Annotated in this window: 25 protein-coding genes, 1 tRNA gene and 4 pseudogenes; 11 read left to right on the top strand and 19 right to left on the bottom strand. The window is 69.2% G+C overall.

Annotated elements, in window-relative coordinates; translation table 11 throughout:
• Nucleotides 1-316: 316 nt before the first annotated feature.
• A complete protein-coding gene (locus tag SSP29_RS21970; RefSeq protein WP_150134651.1) occupies nt 317-3,103 on the top strand; it encodes a lectin in 2,787 nt (928 codons plus the stop codon).
• Nucleotides 3,104-3,191: 88 nt separating this feature from the next.
• On the opposite strand, the pseudogene SSP29_RS21965 reads toward SSP29_RS21970, so the two are convergent.
• Nucleotides 3,192-3,557 (bottom strand): annotated as a pseudogene (locus SSP29_RS21965) (chitinase); the annotation flags it as partial.
• 88 nt (nt 3,558-3,645) lie between these two features.
• On the bottom strand, nt 3,646-4,464 hold the full coding sequence (locus SSP29_RS60940; protein WP_089102472.1) for a lectin: 819 nt from the start codon (nt 4,462-4,464) through the stop codon (nt 3,646-3,648).
• Between the two features lie 194 nt (nt 4,465-4,658).
• On the opposite strand from SSP29_RS60940, the gene SSP29_RS21955 reads away from it, so the two are divergent.
• Nucleotides 4,659-4,919 (top strand): DUF2625 family protein, encoded by a 261-nt coding sequence (locus SSP29_RS21955; RefSeq protein WP_150134648.1) that lies wholly within the window; start codon nt 4,659-4,661, stop codon nt 4,917-4,919.
• A 20-nt stretch (nt 4,920-4,939) separates the two neighbouring features.
• On the opposite strand, the pseudogene SSP29_RS21950 reads toward SSP29_RS21955, so the two are convergent.
• Nucleotides 4,940-5,326 (bottom strand): annotated as a pseudogene (locus tag SSP29_RS21950) (transposase); the annotation flags it as partial.
• Nucleotides 5,327-5,493: 167 nt separating this feature from the next.
• On the opposite strand from SSP29_RS21950, the gene SSP29_RS56095 reads away from it, so the two are divergent.
• A complete protein-coding gene (locus SSP29_RS56095; RefSeq protein ID WP_089102471.1) occupies nt 5,494-6,078 on the top strand; it encodes a dihydrofolate reductase family protein in 585 nt (194 codons plus the stop codon).
• 677 nt (nt 6,079-6,755) lie between these two features.
• Here the strand turns inward: SSP29_RS56095 and SSP29_RS21935 are convergent.
• From SSP29_RS21935 to SSP29_RS21925, 3 genes are all read right to left on the bottom strand, one after another.
• A complete protein-coding gene (locus tag SSP29_RS21935; RefSeq protein WP_089102470.1) occupies nt 6,756-7,376 on the bottom strand; it encodes a histidine phosphatase family protein in 621 nt (206 codons plus the stop codon).
• 214 nt (nt 7,377-7,590) lie between these two features.
• Nucleotides 7,591-8,703, bottom strand: coding sequence for a sensor histidine kinase (locus tag SSP29_RS21930; RefSeq protein ID WP_089102469.1), 1,113 nt, complete (start codon nt 8,701-8,703; stop codon nt 7,591-7,593).
• Nucleotides 8,700-9,368, bottom strand: coding sequence for a response regulator (locus tag SSP29_RS21925; protein WP_089102468.1), 669 nt, complete (start codon nt 9,366-9,368; stop codon nt 8,700-8,702). Before SSP29_RS21925 ends, SSP29_RS21930 begins: the two co-directional genes overlap by 4 nt.
• Nucleotides 9,369-9,677: 309 nt before the next feature.
• Here SSP29_RS21925 and SSP29_RS21920 point away from each other — a divergent pair, with 309 nt between their 5' ends.
• The gene (locus SSP29_RS21920) at nt 9,678-10,730 is read left to right on the top strand and encodes a serine hydrolase domain-containing protein (protein ID WP_089102467.1); all 1,053 of its coding nucleotides are present in this window, start codon (nt 9,678-9,680) and stop codon (nt 10,728-10,730) included.
• Between the two features lie 143 nt (nt 10,731-10,873).
• On the opposite strand, the gene mgrA is transcribed toward SSP29_RS21920, so the two are convergent.
• The 5 genes and pseudogenes from mgrA to SSP29_RS21895 form a co-directional block, all read right to left on the bottom strand.
• Nucleotides 10,874-11,917: an L-glyceraldehyde 3-phosphate reductase gene (gene mgrA / locus SSP29_RS21915; protein ID WP_089102466.1), complete on the bottom strand. Its 1,044-nt coding sequence runs from the start codon at nt 11,915-11,917 to the stop codon at nt 10,874-10,876.
• A 441-nt stretch (nt 11,918-12,358) separates the two neighbouring features.
• Complete coding sequence (locus tag SSP29_RS61250) at nt 12,359-12,925, bottom strand: aquaporin (protein WP_368669248.1); 567 nt, start codon at nt 12,923-12,925, stop codon at nt 12,359-12,361.
• 34 nt (nt 12,926-12,959) lie between these two features.
• Nucleotides 12,960-13,310, bottom strand: a pseudogene (locus SSP29_RS61245) (aquaporin); the annotation flags it as partial.
• Between the two features lie 62 nt (nt 13,311-13,372).
• Complete coding sequence (locus tag SSP29_RS59095; protein WP_150134644.1) at nt 13,373-13,675, bottom strand: MBL fold metallo-hydrolase; 303 nt, start codon at nt 13,673-13,675, stop codon at nt 13,373-13,375.
• Between the two features lie 32 nt (nt 13,676-13,707).
• Nucleotides 13,708-13,908, bottom strand: coding sequence for a hypothetical protein (locus tag SSP29_RS21895; protein ID WP_150134643.1), 201 nt, complete (start codon nt 13,906-13,908; stop codon nt 13,708-13,710).
• Nucleotides 13,909-13,914: 6 nt separating this feature from the next.
• On the opposite strand from SSP29_RS21895, the gene SSP29_RS52590 reads away from it, so the two are divergent.
• Nucleotides 13,915-14,541 (top strand): hypothetical protein, encoded by a 627-nt coding sequence (locus tag SSP29_RS52590; protein ID WP_145968941.1) that lies wholly within the window; start codon nt 13,915-13,917, stop codon nt 14,539-14,541.
• Between the two features lie 504 nt (nt 14,542-15,045).
• Here the strand turns inward: SSP29_RS52590 and SSP29_RS21890 are convergent.
• Nucleotides 15,046-15,972 (bottom strand): ankyrin repeat domain-containing protein, encoded by a 927-nt coding sequence (locus SSP29_RS21890; RefSeq protein WP_438363805.1) that lies wholly within the window; start codon nt 15,970-15,972, stop codon nt 15,046-15,048.
• Nucleotides 15,973-16,122: 150 nt separating this feature from the next.
• Nucleotides 16,123-16,341 (bottom strand): annotated as a pseudogene (locus SSP29_RS59855) (NAD(P)H-dependent glycerol-3-phosphate dehydrogenase); the annotation flags it as partial.
• Between the two features lie 358 nt (nt 16,342-16,699).
• On the opposite strand from SSP29_RS59855, the gene SSP29_RS21880 reads away from it, so the two are divergent.
• Entirely contained in the window at nt 16,700-17,515 is an 816-nt protein-coding gene (locus tag SSP29_RS21880; protein ID WP_089102462.1) for an SAM-dependent methyltransferase, read from the top strand.
• A gap of 227 nt (nt 17,516-17,742) precedes the next feature.
• Here the strand turns inward: SSP29_RS21880 and SSP29_RS21875 are convergent.
• A tRNA-Met gene (locus SSP29_RS21875) sits at nt 17,743-17,820 on the bottom strand.
• A gap of 396 nt (nt 17,821-18,216) precedes the next feature.
• Here SSP29_RS21875 and SSP29_RS21870 point away from each other — a divergent pair.
• On the top strand, nt 18,217-18,480 hold the full coding sequence (locus tag SSP29_RS21870; RefSeq protein WP_089102461.1) for a hypothetical protein: 264 nt from the start codon (nt 18,217-18,219) through the stop codon (nt 18,478-18,480).
• 51 nt (nt 18,481-18,531) lie between these two features.
• Here SSP29_RS21870 and SSP29_RS21865 read toward each other — a convergent pair whose 3' ends face one another.
• The 3 genes from SSP29_RS21865 to SSP29_RS21855 all read right to left on the bottom strand — a co-directional run bounded on the left by SSP29_RS21865 (nt 18,532) and on the right by SSP29_RS21855 (nt 19,783).
• The gene (locus SSP29_RS21865; RefSeq protein ID WP_089102460.1) at nt 18,532-18,717 is read right to left on the bottom strand and encodes a hypothetical protein; all 186 of its coding nucleotides are present in this window, start codon (nt 18,715-18,717) and stop codon (nt 18,532-18,534) included.
• 80 nt (nt 18,718-18,797) lie between these two features.
• A complete protein-coding gene (locus tag SSP29_RS21860) occupies nt 18,798-19,427 on the bottom strand; it encodes a hypothetical protein (protein ID WP_089102459.1) in 630 nt (209 codons plus the stop codon).
• Nucleotides 19,424-19,783: a hypothetical protein gene (locus SSP29_RS21855; protein WP_089102458.1), complete on the bottom strand. Its 360-nt coding sequence runs from the start codon at nt 19,781-19,783 to the stop codon at nt 19,424-19,426. Before SSP29_RS21855 ends, SSP29_RS21860 begins: the two co-directional genes overlap by 4 nt.
• A 294-nt stretch (nt 19,784-20,077) precedes the next feature.
• Between SSP29_RS21855 and SSP29_RS21850 the strand changes: the two genes are divergently transcribed.
• Complete coding sequence (locus tag SSP29_RS21850) at nt 20,078-20,479, top strand: hypothetical protein (RefSeq protein ID WP_150134640.1); 402 nt, start codon at nt 20,078-20,080, stop codon at nt 20,477-20,479.
• 386 nt (nt 20,480-20,865) lie between these two features.
• On the opposite strand, the gene SSP29_RS21845 is transcribed toward SSP29_RS21850, so the two are convergent.
• Entirely contained in the window at nt 20,866-21,984 is a 1,119-nt protein-coding gene (locus SSP29_RS21845; protein ID WP_089102457.1) for a fatty acid desaturase family protein, read from the bottom strand.
• 7 nt (nt 21,985-21,991) lie between these two features.
• Complete coding sequence (locus tag SSP29_RS21840) at nt 21,992-23,047, bottom strand: ferredoxin reductase (RefSeq protein ID WP_089102456.1); 1,056 nt, start codon at nt 23,045-23,047, stop codon at nt 21,992-21,994.
• A gap of 87 nt (nt 23,048-23,134) precedes the next feature.
• On the opposite strand from SSP29_RS21840, the gene SSP29_RS21835 reads away from it, so the two are divergent.
• From SSP29_RS21835 to SSP29_RS21825, 3 genes are all read left to right on the top strand, one after another.
• Nucleotides 23,135-24,274, top strand: coding sequence for a PucR-like N-terminal domain-containing protein (locus SSP29_RS21835; RefSeq protein ID WP_089102455.1), 1,140 nt, complete (start codon nt 23,135-23,137; stop codon nt 24,272-24,274).
• 561 nt (nt 24,275-24,835) lie between these two features.
• On the top strand, nt 24,836-25,174 hold the full coding sequence (locus tag SSP29_RS21830) for a thioredoxin family protein (protein ID WP_089102454.1): 339 nt from the start codon (nt 24,836-24,838) through the stop codon (nt 25,172-25,174).
• Nucleotides 25,175-25,263: 89 nt separating this feature from the next.
• Nucleotides 25,264-25,575 (top strand): hypothetical protein, encoded by a 312-nt coding sequence (locus tag SSP29_RS21825; RefSeq protein WP_089102453.1) that lies wholly within the window; start codon nt 25,264-25,266, stop codon nt 25,573-25,575.
• Nucleotides 25,576-26,228 lie beyond the last annotated feature (653 nt).

Genomic DNA, 26,228 nt, shown 5'->3' with positions numbered 1-26,228 from the left:
GACGGTCGCGGCGGCGTCCCTCGGGGTCTGATGCCGTCTGTGACGCCCATGGTGACCCTCTCCGCTGCAGTCGTTGACATGCCCCTGCCTTGTGGCTAGCTTCACGGAAGAGTTCCCGCTCTGCTCCTTGGGCGCCCGCAGCCCAGGGTCCCATCGAAGCGTTCGCACCCCAGGTACCTCATCTCCACGGTTGGACAACGTTGTCAGCCTTTGGTGATCAAGACATCTCGACGCGCCGCTCATCACCCCGGGGTCGCGTTCTCGACGCGAGGACAACGTTGTCGGACCTCCACTTCCGAGTAGAGGAGCAAACCCCGTGATCACACGACTGTCCAGACCTCCCGGAACCGCGGCGATCGGTCTCCTCGCCGCCGCGGCACTGGCCGCGGCCGGACTGTGCACGCCCGCGTGGGCGGCCGGGAAAGCCGCGCTCGTCACCTCGCCGGCGACGCTCGTCAATCCGTTCATCGGAACGTCGAACCAGGCCGACGACTTCCCGGGGGCCGACGTCCCGTTCGGCATGGTGCAGTGGAGCCCGGACACGCCCTCGCGCCCCGACGGCGGGGGCTACGAGTACAACGACTCGTCTGTCACCGGTTTCAGCCTGACCCACATCGCCGGACCCGGTTGCGGCGCGGCCGGTGACATACCGGTGCTGCCCACGGTGGGAGCCGTGAACACCGGTGCCTCGGACACGTTCTCGCACGCCGGCGAGTCGGCGTCCGCCGGGTCGTACAAGGTCGCGCTCGACAACCAGGTGACCACCGAGCTGACCACCACGACACGCAGCGGCATGGCCCGCTTCACCTTCCCTTCCACCAGCCAGGCCAACCTGATCTTCAAGTTGACGGGCAGTCAGAACGGTGCCAGCTCCACCCAGTTCACCAAGGTGTCGAGCACAGAGGTGAGCGGGCAGGTCACCAGCGGCCACTTCTGCGGCGCGGGAAACACGTACACCGTGTACTTCGACATGGTCTTCGACCAGCCGTTCGCCTCGCAGGGCAGCTCGCTCGCCAAGGCGTCGACCGCGACATCCTCTGCGCCGCCCAAGGCGTCGAAGAACGCGGCCGAGAAGCCCAACAAGCCGGTACTGCACGGCAAGAACCCCAGCACCGCGGACCCGAAGTCCACGCAGACCACCAAGAGCAGCGCTGCTCCCGACGCCGCCGCCTCCAACGGCTACGTCACCTTCAACACCACGAGCAACCCGGTCGTGCAGGCCAAGGTCGGCATCTCCTACGTGTCGGTCGCGAACGCGGTCGCCAACCGGACCGCGGAGAACACCGGCTGGGACTTCGACGCGACCCGCACCGCCGCACAGAACGCGTGGAACAGCACGCTCGGCAGGGTGCAGATCGCCGGCGGGACGGCCGCGCAGCAGCAGAGCTTCTACACGGCGCTCTACCACTCGCTGCTGCACCCGAATGTGATCAGCGACAGCAACGGCCAGTACTACGGCTTCGACGGCAAGACGCACACCGTGGACGCCGGCCACAGCGCGGTGTACGCGAACTACTCCGGCTGGGACATCTACCGCTCACAGGCCCAGCTCGAAGCCCTCATCGCCCCCCAGGTCGCCTCCGACACCGCGCAGTCGATGGTCGACGACTACGCGCAGACCGGCATCTTCCCCAAGTGGTCGGAGAACAACGGCGAGTCGTACGTCATGGTCGGTGACCCGGCGGACGCCATCATCGCCGACTACTACGCCTTCGGCGCCCGGAACTTCGACACCACCACCGCCCTGGCCGACATGGTCAGACAGGCGAGCACCACCAACAACGACCGGCCCGGCCTCGCCTACCTGAACTCGCCGGGATACATGCCGCACGACGGCAGCTACGGCTGCTGCAACTTCTACGGCCCGGTGGCCACCACCCTGGAGTACGACACCGCCGACTTCGCGCTCTCCGCGATGGCCGGAGCACTCGGCGACACCACCGACCAGAAGACGTACGCCAACCGCGCCCAGGACTGGCGCAACGTGCTCAACCCCGCCTCCGGTTTCGTGGAACCCCGCAACGCGAGCGGCTCGTGGACCGGGGGCTTCGACCCCACCAGCGGCACCGACATGGTCGAGGCCGACTCGTGGATCTACACCGGCATGGTTCCCTTCAACATCGGCGGCCTGGCGCACGCCAAGGGCGGCAACACGGCGATGAACCACTACCTGGACACCGTGCTGCGCAGTTACACCGGCGCGGGCGGCTACGCCTGGGTCGGCAACGAGCCGAGCATCGAGCTCCCGTGGGAGTACGACTACACGGGGCAGCCCTACAAGACGCAGGGCACGGTGCGGGCGGTCCAGGACCAGATCTGGTCGAACACCCCGGGCGGCCTGGCCGACGGCAACGACGATCTCGGCGCGATGAGCGCCTGGTACGTGTGGTCGGCGCTCGGCATGTTCCCCGAGACACCCGGCACCTCCGACCTCGCCCTCGGCTCACCGCTGTTCACCCAGGCCGTGGTCACCCTTCCCTCGGGTGGGACGCTGACGGTCAACGGCAACGGCGCGGCCGACAACGCCCCCTACGTCCAGTCCGCGGCGTGGAACGGTACGGCGTGGAACAACGCCTACGCCCCCACCACGGCGATCACGTCCGGCGGCACGCTCGACTTCACACTGGGCACCAGCGCCAACACGTCATGGGCGACCGCGGCCACCGCGGCACCTCCCTCCTACGCGGGTGACACCACCGCACCGGCCTCGCCGCGCGTCGGTCCGCTCACCTCCTCGGTGGCCTCGACCCTCTGCGTGGACGACGCGTCCTCCGGCACCTCCGACGGCACCCACGTCCAGATCTGGGGCTGCAACAGCACCTATGCCCAGGACTGGATCATCGCCGGCGACGGAACCGTCCGGGCTCTCGGCAAGTGTCTGGACGCCGATCACAGCGGGACCACCAACGGCACGCTGATCCAGCTGTGGGCCTGCAACGGCACCGGCGCCCAGCAGTGGGCCGCCGGTACCAACGGGTCGCTGGTCAACCCCGAGTCGGGGCTGTGCCTGGACGACCCCAACTCCTCGACGACGAACGGCACCCAGCTTCAGCTGTACACCTGCAACGGCACGGCGGCACAGAACTGGAAGCTGCCGACCTGAGCCGTCGGCGGGGGAGTTGACAGCCCTACCCCCCGGAGACGGCCGGGCAGCTGTACGCCCGGCCGTCTCCACGAGCACGCGGAGGTGGTCAGCAGTAGAGGTTGGCGCCGGGGGTGACGCCGAGGATCGAGGTGAAACGCTGGTAGGCGTCGACGCGGCTCTGGACCTGGGCCGGGTTGCGGCCGTCACATTCCAGGGAGCCGTTGATGGAGCGGATGGTCTGGCCGAAGCCGGCGCCGTTGACCATGGCGTTGTGGGGGGTCATCGTGCCGGGGCCGCTCTGGGTGTTCCAGTACCACAGGCCGGTCTTGCAGGCGACGGCCGAGTCGTTCTGCACCAGCCAGGGGTTGTCGAGCAGGTCGATGCCGAGCGCGTCCCCGGCCGCCTTGTAGTTGAAGTTCCAGCTGAGCTGGATGGGACCGCGGCCGTAGTAGGCGGCCTGGCCGGCCGGACAGCGAGAAAGGCGCACGGGAACTCCTCCTGAGGTGAAACGAGGGGGGGAGTGCTGTGTGACCCGCCTGCGGCCTGTGAAGGCAGACGTCTCAGCCGAGGACCTGCTGGGTCACGACGATGTGTCCGGCGTCGGGGTCGAGGACGCCGCCGAGCCGGCTGAACGCGCCGTCGGTCAGATCGAGGCACTTGGGTTCCTGCGGGGTCTGGACGAACGTGCCGCGGTCGTTGACCCGAACGGTCAGGGACCGGCCGTTGGCGACGTTGGTGACCAGAACACGCGTGCCGAAGGGCAGTTGGGGCTGGCGGGAGAGGGAGGTGGCGGCCGTGTCGGCGTCGTTGTCGAAGACCTCGCCGCTGGCGGTCAGGGCGCCGGGCGGCTGGGGGCCGTAGTGCGTGGCCCAGCACTGTTCGCCGGTCTGCTGCGCGGGAGCGTTCCACTTCTGGTTGTCGGCGCCGGTGCAGGTCCAGATCTGGATCCGCGCACCGTTCGCCGAGGAACGGTCGGTGACGTCGAGGCACTTGTTCGCGGCGGGGTTGACGATGTCGTGGGCGGCGGTGACGGTCCATTGCTGGTTGGCGGCGCCGGTGCAGGACCACAGCTGGACCTTGGCCCCGTCGGCGGTGGAGTTGGCGGTGACGTCGAGGCATTTGCCCAGGGCGCGCAAGGTGTTGTCGGCGCCCGGGGTCCACTGTTGGGCGCTGGTGCCGTTGCAGTCGTAGAGCTGCACCGGGGTGCCGTCGGCAGTGCCGGCGCCGGCGACGTCGAGGCACTTGCCGGCGAGGCCCGTGACCGTGCCGGTCGCCGCGGCCGCCGGTGCCGCGGTCAACGGGCCGAGCGACAAGGCCAGCAGGGCTATGACAGGAGTACCGCGTAACGCGGTGGTGAGGAAGGAAGAGCGAGCAGCCATGGGGGGTGGGAAGCCTTTCCGAGGTGGCATGCAGGTGCGGTGGACACCGACAGGACGCACGCCAGGACGACCTGACACCGGGAAGGTAAAAGGTCTATACCAAGACCGTCAAGATGTGAACATGACAGATATGGCCCGAGCCCCCACTGCTGCTCGTTCGGCGCCGGGACGAGCGCCCGGGAACCTGGGGCCTCATGGCTGTCCTGGATTCTCTCTCCGGAGGGCTCCAGGAGTTCTATGAGGGCCTGCGGTGGGACGGCTGGCGCGACGAAGTCTCTGTGCTCAATGCCCGGCAGGGGCTGTCGCTCTTCCCGCCATCGCGGCCGCCCGAGGCCCGCCGGGATCTGCCGGCGGCCGGCCGTCGTGCGGTGCCCATGGCGGAACTCCTGAGCCTGAGCCGCAACTCGTGCCTTCGGTTCGACGGCGCTAATCCGGGGTTCCTCGGAGTCGCATGAACCGGCTCACCCACCCATACGCCGGGTAGCAGATGAGGATGGCGGCGACGCGGTCCGCGGCGGGAGCGGAGGGACGGGATGCCGCGCACGAGGGGTTCGATTCCCTGGCTGCCGTGACTGTTCAGGTCCCCCTTGGAGGGCCCGCATGTTCCCCGAGTCGATCGCGCACCACGACCAGCCCAACTCCCCGCGAGCGCCGAGTTCGTCCAGGACCAGGCGCTGAAGCATGCCCCACACCCTGGCCCGGCTCCACTCGGTGAACCGGCGGTGCGCGGTCGGCCCGGACGGACCGAAGACCGGCGGCAGTTGCCGCCAGGCGTACAGCCCGTCGTGGCCACGAACAGGATCGCCGCCGGCACTTCGCGATCACCGTACCGCCGTCGACCACCGCCCTGCGGACGCACCGGATGCCGGGCAGCGCGGGCCGCGGCCCGCTCCGGTTGTGTGGTGCCGTCCGCGTGGTGGGTTTGGTGAGCAGGAAAGTTCGGTGCAGGTGTCGATTTGGCCGGTGGCCGTTCGTGTAGGGGGTGACTGGGCCGCGGAGGAGCGGTCCGCAGAAGCAGAGGGGCATGTCATGCGCTCGATCAATGCCACGTTGTCCATCACCCTCGACGGAGTTGTCCAGGGCCTGGGCCGTGCGGATGAGGACACCCGCGGTGGCTTCACCCACGGGGGCTGGGGCGGGAAGTACAACGACGAGGTGATGGGCCGCGAGATGGGCAAAGGCATGGCCAGGCCCACGGACATGCTGTTCGGACACCGGACCTGGACGGACTTCATCACCGCCTGGGGCAATGCCACGGACGGGAACCCGTTCACCACGCACATGAACGCGGCCACGAAGTACGTCGTGTCCAGGACGCTGGAGAACGCCGACGCATGGCAGAACTCGATCCTGCTGCCCGGCGAGGCCGCCGAGACGGTGGCCAAGCTCAAGACCGAGCCGGGCAACGATCTGACGATCATCGGCAGCGTGGCGCTGGTCCGCGACCTGCATGCCGCCGGCCTGGTCGACAACTACACCCTGTTGATCCACCCGCTCGCCCTGGGCACCGGCACGCGGTTGTTCGAGGGCCCCGCCCCGCTGACCGAATTCGAGCTCACCAGCAGCGTCACCACCACCAAGGGCGTGATCATCGCCCACTACACCCGCCGGTGAAGCAGGAATCAAGCGGAAGTACCTGCTCTCTGTCCACCGGCCCGAAGCCGTGGCCGACCCCGGGGCCATGGCATGGCTCAAATCGCGACCGACCTGCACCGGTTCAACGAGGAGCTGCGCGAGAGCGGCTCGTGGGTGTTCACCGGCGGTCTGAAGGGCCGGACGGGGCGGCGTAGCCGGTGCGGCCGGCGTACCTCTCCGCACCGTCCTCATCCCGAACCACTTCGCGAGCAGCCAGTCGTGGGTGCCGGCGCCGTCGTGGACGTACCAGCCGCTCAGCCCCTGGATGCCGGTGCGGTCCTCGGGAAGTCCGCGGCGGGCCAGGGCGCTCTCGGCCGCCGGATGCGTCCTCGGCAGCGTCGGCAGCGCCGTCGACTGCGACAACGTCAACCGGGTCAGCTCGCAGAGTCCCAGTGCGGGCACCGTGCTGCTCCCGGGATCCTCGGCCTCCATCAAGATCGGCTCGGACCCGGACGAGCACCGAGACCGCGTGACCACGCGATCGATCGACATCCCCGAGCTGCCACTGCCCGACTGGCAGCAGGTTCTCAACCGCGACTACGAACCGTGGAACCGGGAGCACATCGTCATCGACCCAGCAGGGCAAGACCCGCAACAGTCACTTGCCCTGCTCCTCCACGAGGCGCCGGGCCTGCCCCTCACCTCGAATGCGCTGGTCAGGCCCTGCTCGTCGCGGGCGTCGCTCGTCGGGAGAGGAGCCGGTGCCGGGGCTCCTGGGGTGGGATGCTGCCGAACTGGACGTCCCAGCGGCCGTTTCGCCTGGTGAGGAAGACGGCGCACAGGGGTGGCACGGCGAGATGCCAGAACGCTCGTGCCGGTACGGCAAGCGCGTCGATGAGCACGGCCCGGATGACGGCTGCTTCGGTGATGGCCACCGCGTGGCCTGTGTGCGGTGCCATGCTGCTCAGCCAGTCCGCCGACCGGCGGCACAGCTGCCGTACGGACTCTCCGTCGTGCGGCGTGGCATCCGGATCCGTGAGCCAGGCGGTGAACCCGTCGGGGTCGGTCGCGGCGACTTCGCCGACCGTGCGACCGCACCACCTGCCCACGTTGAGATCGCGCAGCATGGGCTCGGACGATGCCACGAGACCGATGGCGTCAGCAGTCTCCGAGCAGCGGATCGAAGGGGCCCGGACGGCCGGCTCGCGGGGAGAGAGCACTGCTCTCGCAGCGCCTGCCATGTGCATGTTGTCCTCGCTCAGATGGGCGTCGCCGAGGAGCGGATCCAGAGTGGGGTCACCGCCGGGCGCGCACAGGAGCGTCAGGTCGATCGGCATGGGACCTACCTCTTTCCTGGCCGGGAATGGCTTCGGACGGTGCGGACAGCTGCCGGCACGTCGTGCCTCACGTGTTCCACGGTCGGTGCAGGCCCCCTGCGGCACCATCCGCCAGGTGTCCGAAACCACCCCGCCGACCGGCCGGCCCACCCCGGCGACCCGACCCGGCCGGAACCAGGCGCGGCGAACGCGCGGGGCGTTTCGGCGGCCGCGTTCACCGGTTCGGCTCATGGGGCAGTTCGAGCCGGAGCTCGTAGCCTCCCTGATCCGTGGGGCCGGACGTGACGGTACCGCCGAGGAGCTCCGCCCGCTGGGCCAGACCCGCCAGGCCGTGATGGGCGCTGGGCAGGGCGAGCGCGCTTCGGGTGGGGGCGGTGTTGGTGACCGTGGCGCGGAGAACACCCTCCCCGAGCCCGATACGGACGGTCACGGAGGCGCCGGGGGCGTGTTTGCGGACATTGGTCAGCGCTTCCTGGACGGTCCGGTAGACGGCCCGCTGCACCGTGGGCGGCAGCTCCTCGGGCACATCGGTCTCCAGCTTGGCTTCGATGCCGCCGGCCTCCAGCAGATGCTCCAGGTCGGCGAGCGAGGGCTGCGGCGTGAGCTCTGTGGGCCTGCTGCCGGAGGCCCGCAGCACGCCGACCATGTGCCGCAGCTCTTCCAGGGTCTGCACGCTCAGCCGGCGGATCGTGGCCGCGGCCTGTCTCGTCTCGGCGTCCCGGCCGCCCACCTGGAGCGCTCCGGCCTGTACGGCGATGAGACTGACCTGGTGGGAGACCACGTCGTGCATCTCCCGGGCAAGCTGGGCACGCTCCTTGGCCAGCACGCTCTGAGCGGTCAGCAGCCGTTCCTGCCTGCGGGCCTCGGAGATGTCGGCGAGCCGCAGCGAGAGCTCGCGCCGGGCCTGGACGAGCTGGCCCAGGAAAACGGGAGCGGCAGCGGTGGCCAGTGTGTAGCTGAGGTGGAACAGGCTGTTCGTCTGCGACAGCTCGGTGGCGTCGAGGGACGACCACGGCCAGGGCAGGAAGTCGATGATCGCGTAGAGCAGCGCGCAGCCGCCCAGCAGGAAACGGTGGCGGTTGACGGAGGACAGCGTGTACAGCGCGGCCGTGGGGGCGACCACCGCGTCGGTGACCAGTCCGGTGGGGAGCGTGAGGACGAAGGTCGTCAGGGGCAGCCGGTGACGCAGTGCCAGGGCGAGGGCACCGAGCAGCGCGCAGGCAGTGGTCGGCCGGTCCTCGATGTCGACGTGAGCCCATGCGTCCGCCAGCGCGATCCCGACGAGAGCGATGTCCGTGAGCACGGCCCGCGGCTGTCGCCGGCTCATCGGACGCCCTCGTCCTGCGCGTGGGTGAGCAGGCCCGCGCGCTCGGCGATCAGAGCCGCCTGGACACGGCTGCTCACCTGCAGTTTGCCGAGCACGTTGGTGACATGCCCCTTGATGGTGCCGGTGCTCAGGTGCAGCCGTTCGCCGATCTCGTTGTTGGCGAGTCCTTCGGCCATGAGGACGAGCACGGCCCGCTCGCGCTCGGTGAGGCGAGCGGTCAGACGGACGGCGGCGGGCTCGCGGACGTTGTTGTCGAGGTAGCCGCCCACCACCAGTCGGGTGACCTTGGACGACAGTACGGTCCCTTCCTCGGCCAGGGTACGCACCAGGTAGGGAAGCTGCTCGGGATCGGTGTCCTTGAGCAGGAATCCCGCGGCGCCCGAACGCAGGGCGGTCGTCACGTACTCGTCGGTGTCGAACGTGGTGAGCATGGCGACCACCGGGGGCTTCGGCATGCGGCGGACTTCGGCCAGGACCGTCAGCCCGTCCACGTCCGGCATCCGAATGTCGAGCAGGACGACGTCGGGGCACAGTTCCCGTACCGTCTGCACGGCCTGGCCGCCGGGTACCGCCGCGACGACTTCGATGTCGTCCGCCGCTTCGAGGATGTGTGTGAAACCCGTACGGATCAAAGCTTCGTCGTCGACCACCAGTACCCGGATCATGTGCGCTCCGCTCGTCGCATGCCCGGCTCGATGCCTACCCCTGCGGGAGCAGGCCCCCGGGCGGCCGGCACGCAGAACCCGCCGGTTGGCGGCGCGGCCTCAGCCGGTCGGCGGGCGGTGCCCGCTCGCCGACCGGTGGGCGGTGCCCGTTCGCCGGCCGGCGGGCGGTGCCCGTTCGCCGGCCGGCGGCAGGCGCGCAACCTCGGCGCACAGTGCGGCCGGCTCGCCGTGGCGCAGCCAGGACCTCCCAGCCCGCCTCACTACGCTGAGCTACGGGAGACCGCACGGCCCAGGACAGATCGGGAGACCATGGCCCTCGACCTCGACATCGACCGCATCCGTGATTGCGTCGGCGAAGGTGCCCGCGACAAGGTCTACCCGGGCGCCGTCTGGGCCGTCGGCGACCGCTCCGGAAACATGGCCTTCGGCACCCAGGGGGTCCTGGATCCCGACCAGCCCGACGAACCGATGCGGCACGACACGGTCTTCGACGTCGAAGGCCTCACGGAGATCCTCGCGGTGTGGTCGTCCATCGGATCCCTGGTCGAAGCCGGCGAGCTGCACCTCGACGCCCAGCTGGGTGACTTCTGGTCCGAGGTGCGCGACCACCCGCTTGGCCGGGTCAGCACACGCCATCTGCTCACCCATACGGCGGGCGTCCCGCTCGGGACCGACCTGTTGAACCGGTACGGCACCGACCCCCAGGACATGCGCGAAGGCGTCCTCCACGAGGCCCTGCGCCGCCCGCCCGGTGCGGCCGTGGAGTACTCCGACCGCGCCGCCCTCGTCCTCGGCTACCTCGCCGAGGAACTCTCAGGCCAGAGCCTCGACGTCCTCGCGGCCACCGGAGTGTGGCAGCCCCTGGGCATGACACGCACCCGCTACGGCCCCTTGCCCGGCGAAGCGACCGCCCGGTGCGCGCCGACCGAACTCGACGACATCACCGGGGCTCGCCTGAGGGGCACCGCCCACGGACTTCCGGCGCGCCTGCTCGGCGAAGTCCGCGGCACCTCGGGTGTGTTCTCCGTCCTCCCCGACCTCGCGGCCTTCCTCCGCCACCTGCTCCAGCCGGGACGCGACGGCAGCCGACCGGGCTTCGGCACCGCCTGGACCAAGGAGTCGCTGCGGCCCCAGACCGGCGAACTCGCCCCCGCCGGCGGACTGTTCTGGCGCCCGGCCCCGGGAACGGTCCCCGGGACCGACGACATCTGGGAGCACTACGCCTCCGGCGCAGCAGGCGCATGGCTGTCCCCCAAACAGGGCCGCTGGGCGCTCCTGCTCACCAACACGCGCTACTACACGAGGGACTACGGATCCCTCGTCCCCGTCCGCAACACGTTCCGCTCGCTCGCCTTCGCCTGACCGCGCGCCGGCGAGGCCCGGCACCGCCACCGGAAAGACCGGAGCAGCCCCACCTCCCCTGCCCTCCTGGAAAGCGCGCTGGCTCCGGCGGCCGGCTGCCGGCAGCCGGACCCAAGGCCGCGCCGGCCGACACAAGTACGGCCTCAGTCCATCTTTCCGGTCCGGGCGTCGTGCCACAGGTCGACGCCGCTGTCGACAGCGTACGTATCGATTTCGGCCAGCTCCTCCGCGGTGAACTCCAGGTTCTCCAGCGCGGCGACGTTCTGCTCGAGCTGTTCGGTACGCGACGCGCCGATGACCAGCGAGGTGACCCGTCGGTCACGCAGTGCCCAGGCGAGCGCCATCTGCGCGAGGGTCTGCCCACGGCGCTGGGCGATGGTGTTGAGCGCGCGGAGCCTGTTCACCATGTCGTCCGACAGCCAGTCCGCGTCGAACGACGTGCCGGCCGCGGCCCGCGAGTCCTCCGGGATGCCGTCGAGATAGCGCCCGGTGAGCAGGCCCTGCGCGAGCGCCGTGAACCCGATGACGCCGAAACCCTCCTCCTGCGCCGCGTCAAGCAGCCCGTCGGTCTCGATCCAGCGGTTCACCATGCTGTACGACGGCTGGTGGATGAGCAGGGGCGTGCCCAGTTCCCGCAGGATCGCGGCGGCCTGCCGGGTGCGCTCGGCGTCGTAGGAGGAGATTCCGACATACAGAGCCTTGCCCTGGCGGACGGCGGTGTCCAGCGCGCCCATCGTCTCCTCCAGGGGCGTGCCGGCGTCGAGGCGGTGGGAGTAGAAGATGTCGACGTAGTCGAGGCCCGTGCGCCGCAGGGACTGGTCGAGGGAGGCGAGTAGGTACTTGCGGGAGCCACCGCCCTGGCCGTAGGGGCCGGGCCACATGTCCCAGCCGGCCTTCGTGGAGACGACCAGCTCGTCCCGGTACGGCGCGAGGTCCTGCTTCAGCAGCCGCCCGAAGTTGATCTCCGCGGAGCCGTAGGGCGGGCCGTAGTTGTTGGCCAGGTCGTGGTGGGTGATTCCGAGATCGAAGGCGCGCAGCGCGATGTCCCGCTGGCTCTCGAACGACCGGTCGTCACCGAAGTTGTGCCAGTAGCCCAGGGACAGGACGGGCAGGTCGAGGCCCGAGCGCCCGGTGCGCCGGTAGCGCATCGTGCCGTAGTACCGCTCGGGGTCCGCGACGTGGTTCATGGGGGTCTCCGCAGGTGACAGTAGGTTTCATACCGTTCGGGGGGCGAACGTGCCTACTGTGCCCTGGCTCGATTTCCGAGTCCAACAGCTCACGCACATCGCATTCATCGGTGTCGTTTCTCAAAGAGAGCCTTGCAGCAGCGCGATGCCGTCTCCAGGGCACTCGCTTACGCCGAAGACCCCGCAGCGGCTCAGCCTGCCCAGACGCCAGCAGACTCGGCAGTCCTGCCTTGCCTTCGCTGCGGGTCGGCGCGGGCGGAAGGCGACCGGCTTTGTCGTGGAGCGGCAGCCCACGGCAACCGGGCCCGAGCCAGCCCGCATCCACACCGACGACTGCCGACACTCCGGTCCGAAGCATCCGATCACAGCGCCCGACACCGCCGCGGCGCTGCTCGACCCGGTAGTGATGAGAGCCCTTTTCAGAGAGCGTCGTCTATGACTTCACCCGCGCCTGCTGCCTGGAGGACGACGCCCCGGCCATGGGTTGCTCATCCCATGCCCTCTCGAGGGCCGGGGCGGAAAAATCATCGACCGGCGGGTCGTCCTGGAAGCCAGACCCTCCTGGCGCACGGCGACCTGCCGGCCTCCCGTATCGCGGCGCAGTTCGGCTTCACCAGCGCGACCAACTTCAGCACGTTCTTCCATCAGCGCATCGGCCAGTCTCCGATCGCCTTGCGCGCGACCGTCCGCCACCGCTCTTCGGGGGATGGACAGGCGATATGCCTGGTACCGGGCGACCCCGCCGGTGAGGGCCGCGCCTGCAAGGGGCGCCGGCAGATAGAGCCACAGGTGTGACCAGTCACCCGGCCGGTGGGCCCACAGAGCAGGGCCGAACTGGCGGGCGGGATTGGCGGACCCGCCAGTGAGGGTGCCGAGGGCGATCATGACCACAGTGGTGGCGGCGGGGCGGGCCAGCGGGATCCAGCGTGTCCACCTGCGACGGGACATCAGCAGCAGGGTGACGGTGAGGACGGCGCCGGTGGACACGGCTTCGACGGTGAACAGCAAGGCCCGGCGAGCAGGAAGGAGCGGGTTCAACCGCGGCGTAGGCCATCCGGTCGTCGAGGACCGGGCCCCACACGAGGAGGGCCAGGCCGGTTCCCGCCACGGAACCGGTGAGCTGTGCAGCGAAGGATCCCGGAGCCCGGCGGCCGGGGAAGGCGCCGGTCAGCCACAGACCGAAGGTCACCGCCGGGTTGAGATGTCCGCCGGAATAACGGCCCCATGGAGAGGACAGCGCCCCCGCGAGCGCCGCGCCGACGATCACCGCCACGACCGCAAGCTGAAGATGCGGTTTTGGCAGGGCCCGGCTGAGTGGTGATGCCGTCACCCAGCGGACAGTGGTCACCACGACGAACAGGACACCGCCCGTAAGGGTGAACTCCGCGGCCATCGCCACCGAGGCGGTGGTACCAGTAGTCCGCCGCGCAGGTACACAAGCAATCGTGGACACGGTCAACCCCGGGCCATCACGCCGATGGCGACCCGGGTGCCCGGGTCCAGAAACACCAGCAGGCCCAGATCGGGACACCGCTCGAACAGCGCTTCTTTCGGACAGTAATCCGAGTCGCCGGCGGTGACCACGACGGTGGTCAGCTCCTTGCCGCTGTCGATGATTTCTCCCAGGGCCCGGTGCTGCTCGGCGAGCGTGAACTGGCCGTCGACCAGGAGTGCTTCGCGCTCGCCCGCGATCAGGACGGACGACTTGTTCAGACTGGTGTCACCGGCGGCGTGGACGTTCTGGGTCAGGGCGGACATGGGGTGCTTTCGTTCACAGAGTGCGGGGGGCTTCAGGCATCGGTGGTGGTCAGGTGCTGGTCCAGGGCGTGGGTGAGCGCGTCGGCCGAGGCCACTGGGCCGCCCAGGCGGTCGGTGCTGTGGGCGGTGTGCAGCAGCAGTCTCGGGTAGGCATCGAGGCCCAGACGGCGCACCTTGAGGAAGTCGGCCTCCGCCTCGGTGCGGGCGGCGGGCGAAGCGAACGCGGCCGCCACGCCTCCATGGTCGCCGACATCGCGGCAACGGCCGAGGCCGCACCCCGCGCGGTCCCCCTGTACTTCCGCTCCAAACAAGACAGGTTCGAACACCGCGTGTTCGGGGCCAACCGCGAACTGCGCGCCTGCCGCATGACCGCCACCCTCGATGCAGCCGTGCAAGCCTTCGCCGAAGAACTCGGCGCTGCTTCCGACGACATCGGTCCCCGCATTGCGACCGCCCTGGCTCTCCTTGAAGCGGGATGCCAACTCTCAAAGGCCCGGGACGTGATGCCGGGTGAACACAGGCGCGGAGCCAGGCGCACGGGGTGCCCGGCTCTGCGCCTTCTTCGTCACAGCTGCCCGCCGGTAGACGGCCACGGTATCCGCGACCGCAGCCGTCGCGAGATGTCGTCAGTCCGGGCGTACCGGGGCGGCGATCAGGTCGTCCAGTCCGGGGAACGGGTTGTCCGGCCGGTGCTTGCGGTACACGATGTCGACGAACGACACGGGTGCCCACTTCGACGGCTGTTCGTCGATCTGGTGGACCAGCTGCGCGTGGATGTTGTTCCGCAGATCCAGATAGGGAAACGCCTCGTGTGCCGCGCCCCCGTATTGCAGTACAGCCGGATGATCGCCTCGTCCCGCAGCTGAGCGAACTCCCCGCCCCTGCAGGTGTGCCCAACACCTTAGAGGTCTCCTCGTCACGGATCACCGGGACCAGCTTCTGCGGCAGCTCCGGCTGCCGCACCCTCTCCATCGGCGACCGGTCGATATGCTCCTGGCTCACCTTGGCCGGATCCTCGGCCACCGCGTTGGCGTCCGGATCCGGTGAGTATTCCCCCAGGTACCGCGCCGCTGCGCGGTCGCGGTCACCCGGGCGAGCTTGGCGCTGATCCTGCGCATGCGGTGGCCTCTCTCGATCGGCGGAGTTGCTGATCCAGAGAGGTAGCGCCCGCTACGCACCCACGCTGGTGTGGCGGAGCGATGTCACCCCCATGGCGGAGGGAAGTTCACCGGTGAAACGAATCCTCCGTATCACCGGAACCCGAGCTGCACCGTTCCACCCCCGGCTCGCGAGACGCGGTGCTCGCTCAGGTGCGTCCGTGCCGTCGCGTGGTTGAGGCGCGTCAGCACGGCGGCGATGGTCTGTGTGAGTCAGTGACTCCAGTAGTCGCGGCAGGGCAGTTCAACCCACATATCGGGAGGTCCGACCACGGCGCGCCGGTCGGCCGGGCGCAGTCCTGTAACGGCGCAGGAGTAGGCCACGGCGTTGTACTGGTAGAGGTACGAAGTCAGCGCTTCCTCGGAGGTGTCGTTCTCGTACGGTCCTCCGCCCGGGTGCAGGTCCCAGCCCTCGATGCTTCCGTGCCGGGCGATGCCGCCTTGGTTGCCGCTCTTGGGATTGGCGTACAGGCCGTAGCAGACCGTGCCGGCGGACAACCGGGTCAGCACGCCGGGCATCTGCGGCGCATATCCCCAGGGCTGTGTCACGACACAGCCGCCCGGCACGGACGTCACGCCGATGATCTGCAAGCTCTCGTCCATGTCGTACTCGTACGGGTCCTCCAGCAGCTCATCGATGATTCCGTCCGCCACCGGCGCCGCCTCCAGCCGGCGCACCGCCTCGGCCGCGTCGATGCCGGCCACGCAGGCCAGCCCCGTACCGTCGTAGTGGAATGTGCCCAGTGCCGTGGTGAGCCGTTTGGCCTCCTCCGCTGCCGCACGCTCCGTGCCGGTCAGACATACCCCCTCCGGTACCGGGAACAGATCCGGCGTCGGTCCAGCCAGGCTCAGCCGCCCCGGTGACCAGCCGCCGATCGACAGCCGCCAGGGATCAGCCCCGGCGGCGGCGAGCGCCCGTGCGTTGTCCGGCTTCCTGGACACAACGGCCTCCCACAGCGCCGTCATCCCGTTCTCCAGCGCGTCCACATCCACAACTCGGTCGGCCAGCTCGGCGACGACCTGCGGGGACCCGAACACGGCCGCGCGATGCAGCGGCCGACCGCCGCTCCATCTTTCTGGATCGGCGCCTTCATTGAGACGCCGGCGAACGTCGTCGACATCCGTCCAGTTCCAGCCCATCCCAGCCCAGCCGTCACTCACTGCTGCCACCGATCCCCCTTCAACATGTCACATGCTTTCGCGCTACACGCTCGCACACGGGTCCGACACTGGAGACCGACCAGCGCGCATCCGCCCGGAGCACCAAGCCGGGCAACTCCGAGGCCCCCCGGTGATCGGCATCTCGACACCGTGGGCGTGGGCCAGGGCGAGGATCGCTGCTGTGCTTTTGACGCCTTCGGTGGTCTGCCGGGTGGCAGCGGCCGCATCTTCGGCGGTCGATCCCGTACCGAGGCGGGTGCCGAAGGCGCGGTTGCGGGAGAGCGGTGAGGCGCAGGTGGCGACGAGGTCGCCTAGGCCGGCCAGTCCGGCCACTCCACGAGGGCTCGCCGCCGGGCGGCTCAGCCTTCGGTACCCGGGCCGCCGTTGACTACTGGCTCGCGGGCCCGCTCCCCCCGGAAGGGTGCACGACCTTCCCCAGGGTGAGCCGAGTTCCGCATCAGCTGGCCGGCCGGGAGCGGATCACGAGGACGCCGGGTGGATCTCATCATCCGGCAGGGGCAGACCGACCCAAGCGGCGACAGCCGCAAGCAGAGCGCCGTAGACCCAAGTCTCCTCCGGCCCACCTGTTCCGGGACACGACGATGGCGGTGTACGGCAGAATGACGCCCACCGATGTGCCATAGCGCAGCCGTGACCGCAAGTGCCCTATTTCACGCGGTCCTTGGGCGTGCGAGGAGAGGAAGACGTGAGCGAGAACCAGAGCGCCACCGCCGCAGTCCAGCGACTCGACACTGGGACGGCGCACAACGCTCGCGTGTGGAACTACTGGCAGGGCGGCAAGGACAACTACAAGGTCGACCAGCAGGTAGGCGATCACGTTGCCGGAATGATCCCCGTCATCCGCGACATCGCGCGCGCCGACCGGGAGTTCCTTGGCCGCGCCGTGCGCTGTCTGGCAGAGGAGCACGGCATCCGTCAGTTCCTCGACATCGGCACCGGCCTGCCGGCCTTGGAGAACACCCACGAGATCGCCCAGCGGATCGCCCCCGAGTCGCGGATCGTGTACGTCGACAATGACCCCATCGTGCTCGCGCACGCCCGCGCCCTGCTGACCAGTGCCCCGGAAGGCGCCACCGACTACATCGACGCCGATGTGCACGACCCGGACACCATTCTGCGCATCTCCGGACGGACACTCGACTTCACCAAGCCCACCGCACTCATGCTGCTCGGCATCCTCAACTTCGTCCTTGACGGTGACGAGGCGCGGGCCATCGCGCGTCGGCTCGTGGAGGCGCTGTCCCCCGGCAGCTTCCTCGTACTGACCCATCCCACCATGGAGCCCGAACTCGGCGGCGACCTCCAGCTTGAGGCGATGGAGTTCTGGAACGCCAACGCCAAACCGCCGGTCACCGCCCGCAGCAGCGAGGAGGTCGCCCAGTACTTCGACGGGCTCACGCTCCTGGAGCCCGGGCTCGTGTCCTGCTCGCTGTGGCGGCCGGAGCCCGGCGAAGAGCCCACGGTCGTACCCCAGTTGGGAGCCGTGGCGCTGAAGCCGTGATCTCTCGCTGCACCTCGCTGCCGCGCACACTCACCGGCAGGCCCGCCCCTCGTTCCTGACGCCGACCTCGCTGCCTACCGCCCGGTGGGGCATCTTGGCGCTGGTCAACGCCGGCGCCGTTGACGTGCGAAGGCACCCGGATACGTCTGGCGACGGCGTACGACCTGGAGCCCTGCTGCCGAACGACTCCGGCCCCCGGCGACGAAATGTCGCCGGGGGCCGGATGTTGGTAGCGGGGGCGGGATTTGAACCACGCGACCTCTGGGTTATGAGCCCAGCGAGCTACCGAGCTGCTCCACCCCGCGTCGGTGTCTTTACCGTACGGCATCCGCGCGGCGCCGGCAGGGATTTATGCCGTCGGGCCGTCCCTCGGGTCTGCCACTGTGCGGCACCGATGGCCCGTGGCACTCCCTGGGTGGGCATACTCGTGGGTATGAGAGTCCCGCTCCGCGCCCGTCTGTTTGCGGCGTTGACGCTGTTGATCATGTGCGCGGGATCGGCCGGGGGATATGCCGGGCTTCGGCTGGGCGGCTGGCTGGCTGGCTGGGTGCGGGCGCCGGGATGCTCGCGGGCATGACCGTGGTGTGCCTGGGCGCGAGAGTCACGATTTCGATGTGCCGCCAGCAGACCCAGGACTTCCTGAAGCAGGTCGTGGACGACGGCAGGGCGGAGGCATCAGCGGATGCGGTTCTGCGGGGATCATGCTGTACGAGGCGGCAGTCTTCCCCCTGGCTGCCGGCGGGGTCAGCGCTGCGGAGCGGGAGTCCCGTCGCACGGTCGCGTACCAGTGTGCCGCCTTCGACGATCTGCCGCTTTCCGTGCGTCTGGCGGCGGCCGAGACGCTGGAAGTCGTCGGCCAGGGCGAGGATCGGGAGCAGGTGCGGGCCGTGGTCTGGGCGCTGGCGGAAGTGGTCCGCGGGTGCCGTGCCGGTTGCGTCGGTGTCCGCGACGAGCAGATTTCCTGACCTCCGCGCGGCAGACTTGACGGCAGTTCCCGGGACTCTGCGGGTGGGTCGTCAGGGGAGGTCGAGGGCTCCGGGCAATCCGAGGGGTACGGGGGCGAGGGGGCGGTCGGGTGGTGTGGTCGCGGCGAGGAAGGCGCGCAGGTGCCGGCCGTCGGGAACCGCGTAGGTGACCTGGAGCCCTTTCGTGCGTCCGGTGTCGCGGGCGGCGGGGGCTGCGGGGCCGTTTTCGGCGGTCATCTGCGGGTGGTACGCCTCGATGGGGCCGAGGTTGAGGGTGCGTCGTCCGACGGGGATGGCCGAGCGGTCGGAGCCGACCTTCAGGCAGCCGGTCCCGCTGAGGGTGCTGCGCAGGACGGGATCGTCGGAGCCGTTGAGCGTGACGGTGAAGCTGCGGTAGGGATGTCCAGGTCGACGGGGAAGTACTGGCGGGTGTGACGTTGGCCGATGTCGAGGTCTTCGATGTAGGAGGCTAAGGCGTCGAAGTCGGCCAGCTGGGCGGGGTCATCGTCGGGCGCTTTTGGAAGGCGGCCGGAGATCACGGGGTGACCGTCGACCTCCACGGCGAGATACCCGGGCCCGGACAGCAGCCGGCGCAGTTCGAGCTGGCGGAGGGGGTCGGCGGCGGTCAGTCCGTCCGACTGGAAGGTGCAGAGCAGGTTCGCGGGCTGTGTGTCGTCGTGCGGGAGCAGGAGTCGCAGCGCCAGGCCGCGGTCGACGTGTACCTCGACGGAGCGCCCTCGGGAGCCTTCGCCGGCCGCCTTCAGCGCTGCCACGAACGAGGACACCGGATGTCCTTCTTCGTCGGTGGGGACGAGGTCGACCTCGTGTTCCGACTCCGGCAGATGGGCAAGCGGCCGGATTTCCACGGCGACCTGCTGGTGCTCCTGGCTGAGCCATGGCGGGCCTTCGACCCGCAGTTCCTGTACCTCGTCGGCGGACAGCCTCACCGTCTCCGCGGTGCCGTTCCGAGCAGCCGCTCCCAGTCGTCACGTTGCGCGGCCTGGGGATGCAGAGCCAGGTGGAGGCTGACCGGGCTGATCTCGGGAGACTGCGGGTGCTTGGCCCGCAGAGTGCGCCAGACCGTGTTCCCGGTCCACGCGAAGTCGATGCCCCAGTGGGGATCCAGCGAGTCGGCCCGCTCCCCGAGCGCCTGCAACCGAGTCTGCAGGTCCTGGGCCCCGCCGGTGAGGAGCGCGGTCTCCTGGTTGAGGATTTTGGCGGATTCGAGGAGATGGTCTCGCTGCCAGTACTCCACGATGTCCGGGAACGCAGCGAGATACGCGTCGAGCTGCGCGCGGTCCACGATCTGGATCTCGGGCAGCGCCGCGCCGCCCGGTCGAACGATTCACGGATCGCGCGGCGCCGGCCGCGCGCGGAGGTGGGGAAGCCGTCGAGGTAGAACTTCAGCGGGACGATCTCCAGTTCGCCGCTCCGCACGATGCGCACGTCGATTCGGGGCTATCCAGGAGAGTTCCGATGCCGTGATCACACCAGCCACGGCGAGATCGTCTCACCTTGATCATGCTCCAGGGGCCGCAGCCTCTGGCGGGACATATCTCGGTCGCCCGGACGGATTCGGCGTGACAGCCTCCTGCCCGTGGCTACCGAAACCGAGGTGGGAGAGCTGTTGCACCAGCACGGCTGTCGGACGTCATTCACGGTCACTGAAAGGGTGAACGCGTGGGCCGCCCTGGTGAGCGTCATCGACCGCGGTTACGGCGACGACATCTACGAGTACACCGACGACCTCTACTGCCGAAACTGGCTGCACGAGGCATGGCTCCTGCTGGACGAACACATCGTCCAGCTCTGGACCCCGCAGATCAAAGCTCTGGACGACCGGTACAAGGCCGCGACCATCGACGACGACGGCCAAGCACTCGACCAGGTCCACAACCTGCCCCGGCCCCGACCTGTGGTGGTGGCGACACCCCCGCATCCTCACCGGAGACCTCGGGCGTTCGCTTCGCTCAGTAGGTGCCATCGGCCCCGACCCTGACACAGCATGACCCTCAACCTCGTTCGTCACCCGTGAGACGGTGAGACGCCAATGAGCATGCTGGTCTTCGACGTACGGCTGCGCAATCCCATCCGGCAGAGTCCACGTGACAGCCCATGCCTTCCACCCAGCCCGCCCGTCGGCGTACGAGTGCGCGTACGCACCCGACTACCGGCCCGACCACGGCGGGTCAGCGCACTACAACACCTCGCCGGGGGCTGTGTGCTGAGCTCTTGGCGCACGGCCAGGCAGCGCAGCCGGACACCGGGCGGCCCGGATCCCGTGTCGTACGGTCTGATGTCGCGGCCGCCTACCGTCCGCAACGGATCTCACCGAACCCGGTGGTGCCGCCGGTACGGCCGAAAGGTCTGAACCAATGCCGGGAATCAGGCCGCGACGAGTTCCTGCTCGCGGTCCGGCGTCTTGACCTTGGGCTTCTTGTTCGGCAGCGAGAGCCGGAAGACCTTGTGCCACGCGGAGAACACCTGCTTGGGCAGCGGCCCGGTGACGTACTCCAGCTCGTACTTTTCGAACAGCGCGCGCACCTTCACCGCGACCTCGGCGTACCGGTTGCTCGGCAGGTCCGGGAACAAGTGGTGCTCGATCTGGTGCGACAGGTTGCCGGTCATGAAGTGCATGGCCCTGCTGCCGCTGATGTTCGCCGAGCCCATCATCTGGCGCAGGTACCACTGGCCGCGCGTCTCGCCCTTGATCGACCGGCGCTCGAAGACCTGCACGCCCTCGGGGAAGTGCCCGCACATGATCACCGAGTGGGACCAGATGTTGCGGACCAGGTTCGCGGTGAACGTGGCGGCGAGCGTGGTGAGGAACGACGGGCCCGACAGCAGCGGGTGGATCACGTAGTCCTTGAGCACCTGCTTGCGGATCTTGCGGCTCACGGCCTTGGCCCGCGCGCGGAACTCCGGGTTCTTGCGGCGGCGCTTGTGCAGGTTCTTGCCGAGCTCCAGGTCGTACGCTGCGATGCCGTACTCGAAGAAGCAGGCGTTGATGAAGTTCCACAGCGGCTGGCCGAGGTGGAACGGGTGCCACTTCTGGTCCTCGTCGACGCGCATGATGCCGTAGCCGAGGTCGTTGTCCTTGCCGATCACGTTGGTGTACGTGTGGTGCAGCTCGTTGTGCGAGTGCTTCCACTGCTCGGACGGCGAGACGTGATCCCACTCCCAGGTGGTGGAGTGGATCTTCGGGTCCCGCATCCAGTCCCACTGGCCGTGGAGGATGTTGTGGCCGATCTCCATGTTGTCCATGATCTTCGCCACCGACAGACCGGCGGTGCCGAGCAGCCACGCGGGCGGGAAGAACGAGAACAGCAGCACGCCCCGGCTGGCCAGTTCGAGCTTGCGCTGCGCCGAGATGACCTTGCGGATGTAGGCGGCGTCCTTCTCGCCGCGGCCGGCGATCACCTCGTCGCGGATCGCGTCCAGCTCGCGGCCGAGCTCCTCGATCTGATCCGCGGTCAGGTGGGCGGTGGGGTCGATGGCGGTCACGGTGCTCCTACCGTTCGATGTCGCAGGGGCCCGCCGCGGCGGACACGCAGGTCTGGATGAGGATGCCCGGTTCGGCCTCGGTGATCTCGCCGGTGCGCAGGTCGCGGACGGCGCCCGCCTTGAGCGGCGTGACGCAGCCGAAGCAGATGCCCATGCGGCACCCGGAGGGCATGAGCACGCCGGCCTCCTCGCCGATGTCCAGCAACGGCGTGGCGCCATCCGCGTCGACGGTCTTGCCGCTGGCGCTGAACGTGACCTCGCCGCCGTCGCCGGCGACGACGATGCTGGCGCGGAAGCGTTCGGTGTGCAGGCGCTCTTGGACGCCGTGCTCGGTCCAGTGCTCTTCGGCGGCGTCGAGCAGGCCCGCGGGCCCGCAGGCCCAGGTCTCGCGCTCGGCCCAGTCGGGCACGAGTTCGTCGAGACGGGCGATGTCGAGCATGCCGTCTGTGTCGGTGTGCACCTCGGTGAGCCGCAGCCTCTTGTCCGCGACCAGGTCGTGCAGTTCGTTGCGGAAGATCACATCTTGCGGCTGTGGCGCGCAGTGGACCATGACGACGTCGTCGAACTCGGTGTCGCGCAGCATGCCCATCACAGGCGTGATGCCGCTGCCGGCCGTCAGGTAGAGCACCTTGGCGGGCTTGGCCTGCGGCAGCACGAAGTCACCGGCCGCCTGGTCGAGCTGGACCAGCGTGCCCGGTTTCGCCCTGCGGACCAGGTGGTTGCTGACCTTGCCGTCCGGGATCGCCTTCACGGTGATCGTGAAGCGGCCGTCCTGGCGCTTTGCCGGTGAAGTGAGTGAGTACGCACGCCACAGGCGCACCCCGTCGACATCGACCCCGATCCGCACGTACTGACCGGCCGTGTGGCCGCGCCAGTCCCGTCCCGGCCTGATCACGATGGTCGCGGCGTCACCCGTCTCGGGGTGCACGGCCTCGATGCGCCCCCGCAGGTCGGCGCCCGCACGCAGCGGGCTGACCAGGTCGAGGTAGTCCGACGGCAGCAGCGGCGTCGTGACCATCTCCAGCAGTTTCCACGCCCTGCTGCGGAGGGCTGCACTCGTCATGACCCCAGCTTGCTGCGCCTCAAGGCGTAAAGTCCTGACCGCAGGATGTAAATCTGGTCGACTGAATTGTTCGCAGGAAACAAAAACGTGAGCCATGCAATCCGGAGGGCCAGCGAACTGGCCCTGGACGAGACGACGGTCACCGCGCTTCGGGCCGTGCTGAAGACCACCGCCGACGAGGTCGTCCAGGCGATCATCGACGAGGTCCCTCCCTACGCCAACGCCCTTTCGGGCCGCATGGGCAGCACCATCCGCCGAGCCGTCCGCACCGCCCTGGGGCACTACCTGGACCTCGCGAGCGGGAACGCCGCAGGTGGCGACGCCGGTGACGCAGCCTACGAGCTGGGCCGCGGCGAGGTCCGGGACCGCCGTTCGATGGACGCCTTGCTCAGCGCCTACCGCGTCGGCGCCCGCGTGGCCTGGCGATGCCTCGCAGCGGGTGCCGTACCCGCAGGTCTGCCCGCCGCCGAGGTCGCCAAGTTCGCCGAGCTGACCTTCGCCTACATCGACGAGCTCTCCGCCGCGAGCGCCGCGGGCCACGCCGACGAACTGGCCGCCCGGGGCAGGGCCCACGAGCGCCACCTGGAACACCTGGCCCGCGACCTCCTCGCCGGCGCGAGCCCGGACGTGCTGCAGGCCTCTGTCCAACGGGCCGGGTGGCAGCCTCCGGTTTCGCTGACCGCGGTCCTGCTGCCCGCCGCCCAGGCCCGGCCTGCCTACCGCACGCTCGACCCGAGCACCCTCGTCCTCGACGATCTGCCGGACGCCACCGGTGTGCTGCTCGTCCCCGATGCCGACCGATCACATCTCTTGCGGCAGCTGACCGACCGCACCGCCGTGGTCGGCCCGGCCCGGCCATGGGCTCGTGCGTCCGCCTCGTACGCACGAGCCGCACGCGCACGCTCCCTCTCCTCCGATATTCACGACACCGAGGACCACCTGCCCGAACTGGTGCTGAGCGCCGACATGGACGCGTACGCAGACCTGCGTGCCCGAGCCCTCGCACCGTTGCGGACCCTGCCTGTCGCCACCGCACGGCGGCTGGAGGAGACGTTGCGGGCGTGGCTGCTGCACCAGGGCAGGCGGGACGAGGTGGCGGCGGCGTTGTTCGTCCATCCCCAGACAGTCCGGTACCGGATGTCGCAGCTGCGGGAGCTGTTTCCGGATCTCGCATCGCCACACCGGGTCCTTGAACTGACGCTGGCGGTCGGTCTTCCGGTCAGCTGACACGTACTTCGACAGTCCACGACCGCGTCCGCGAGCGGTCCAGGAACCGTGCCTCGTTCTCGGTGCCATCAGCCGGCTCATGCGGCCCGGGAACAGCGGTATGAGCCAGCTGAGACCGGGGGGTGACGTGAAGACCAGACAAGACCTCGGGAAGCCCGTCGGGGGCGCCGTCCCTGAGAATCGCGGTGACAGATACGGCTCGACTGGATCCGGTGGACGATGCGCACCGGCCCGCTCGTCAACGCGCCCATCGAGCATCTGGTCGATGATCTGGGCCGCTACGCCCTGGAAAACGGCCTTCATGCCGTCGTGGAGGGCGCCGTCCTGGCACGAGCTGCCTCACGGGCGCGCGGCGGGCTGCAGCTGGGTGACCGGCGGGGCGGCCAGGCCGGGTCACCAGGGGCGGGGAGCCGGGCCGCTCCCGCCGGGGACCACCGTGATTCTGCGACGGCCCCGTGCCTCCCTTCCGACAGGTCAACCGGACGACCAACCGGGCCGGCCTGGCACACCGCGCGAGGGATGATGGGGATGGAATGACGGAACGCGAGGTCAGGAGCTTCCATGACGAAGCGGGTTCACCGACCCCGTGAGGACGCGGAGTTCAATTTCATCCTTGGGATGAGCGGAGTTCCGGTCCTCGCATACTTCACCGGGACATGGCCCAAGGCAATCGAGCCCTGCCGGGTTATGGACCTCGTCGTGGGTGGCATCGCCGACGACTACACGGGCCGCCTTACGGTCGTCCGCGCCGACATCACGCGTTGTCCGGCCGCAACCGAGCGATACGGGATCACCGGAGCCCCGTCCTACGTCCTGCTGAAAGAGGGAGAGGCGGTGGCGCACGGCACGGGGCATGTGACCATCGCCGAGGTACGGAAGTTCCTGGACCGCCACCTCTGAGCGGCCGCTGCGGCACGTGGCCCCGACGCCCGTAGCCTGACGGCAGACCACGTCTGCCATGCTGTCCACCTCGCAGAGACGGGAGACGCATGACCGAGCCGATCACCGGATGGATCTGGGGCCGCAACCTGCGTGCCTTCCTCGAGTTGCTGTCCCGCTACGCCGGATACGCCTTGGACGAAACCGACTGGGAGACCATCGAAGCCGGCGTCCAGGACACCGACGACGAAGCACCCGGCAGCCGGTACTCGTATCCCCTGGTCGGCACGAACGCGACCTTGAAGGTCGCCCTCGCTCAAGCCGTCGGCGGTCAGGAAGTGTCCGTCAGCGTCACAGGAGCTGAGACACCTGAGCTTCGGCTCCGCACAGACACACTCCTGTCCGCCTTCGCCAGCGTCTGACCACTGGCTTGTTCGACCACCGCGCACCACGTCCCTGTGCCCCTTGACGGCTGAAACCCCTGAGGTGTCTATGAGGGCACAGCATGAGCGAGGAAAGGCACTCGCTCGTCGTACGTCCGCTCATCGAGGGCGCCGTTCCTCCGCAGCGTTGTCGGCGCGCTCCAGACGATGCTCGGAGGCCGCCAGGGCCGCTCAGGTCGTGCTGGCAGGTGTCCACAGCGCTCCAGCCGGCGACGCGCGCGAGCTCGGCCGTCACGGAGAACAGCCCGCGCCTGACGTCGTCGCTGTAGCTGCCGTGGAGGAGCGGGGCGACCCGGTAGTGAGGCAGCGGGTGACGGCGGAGGAACGAGGAGATCCGCCGCCGAACTTGGAGTCCCATCGCTGTGCTTCGTCGGCGGCCCGCCACAGCTCGGCCGGCTCGGCGCGGCCGACTCGCCCCCCGGGTCGGGCGACACCGGCGGCGGCGCTGGCTCCGAGCCGTCGGCTGCCGGGGGCGGCATACACGCTGACGGCGATGGCGCCTGTCAGGAAGTGGCGGCGGTCCAGACGTTCCATGGCTCTCCCGAAGCTGAGGACGTGGAGTACCACGTTCGCGGTGTCCCGGCGAAAGGGGCTCTCACCCGCTGGGTGAGAGCCCCTGCACGTGACGTCAG

The sequence above is a fragment of the Streptomyces hyaluromycini genome, assembly GCF_002217755.1.
GTDB lineage: Bacteria > Actinomycetota > Actinomycetes > Streptomycetales > Streptomycetaceae > Streptomyces > Streptomyces hyaluromycini.
The sequence above is the reverse complement of the archived record's forward strand: the minus strand, read 5'-3'. Positions and strand labels throughout refer to the sequence as shown.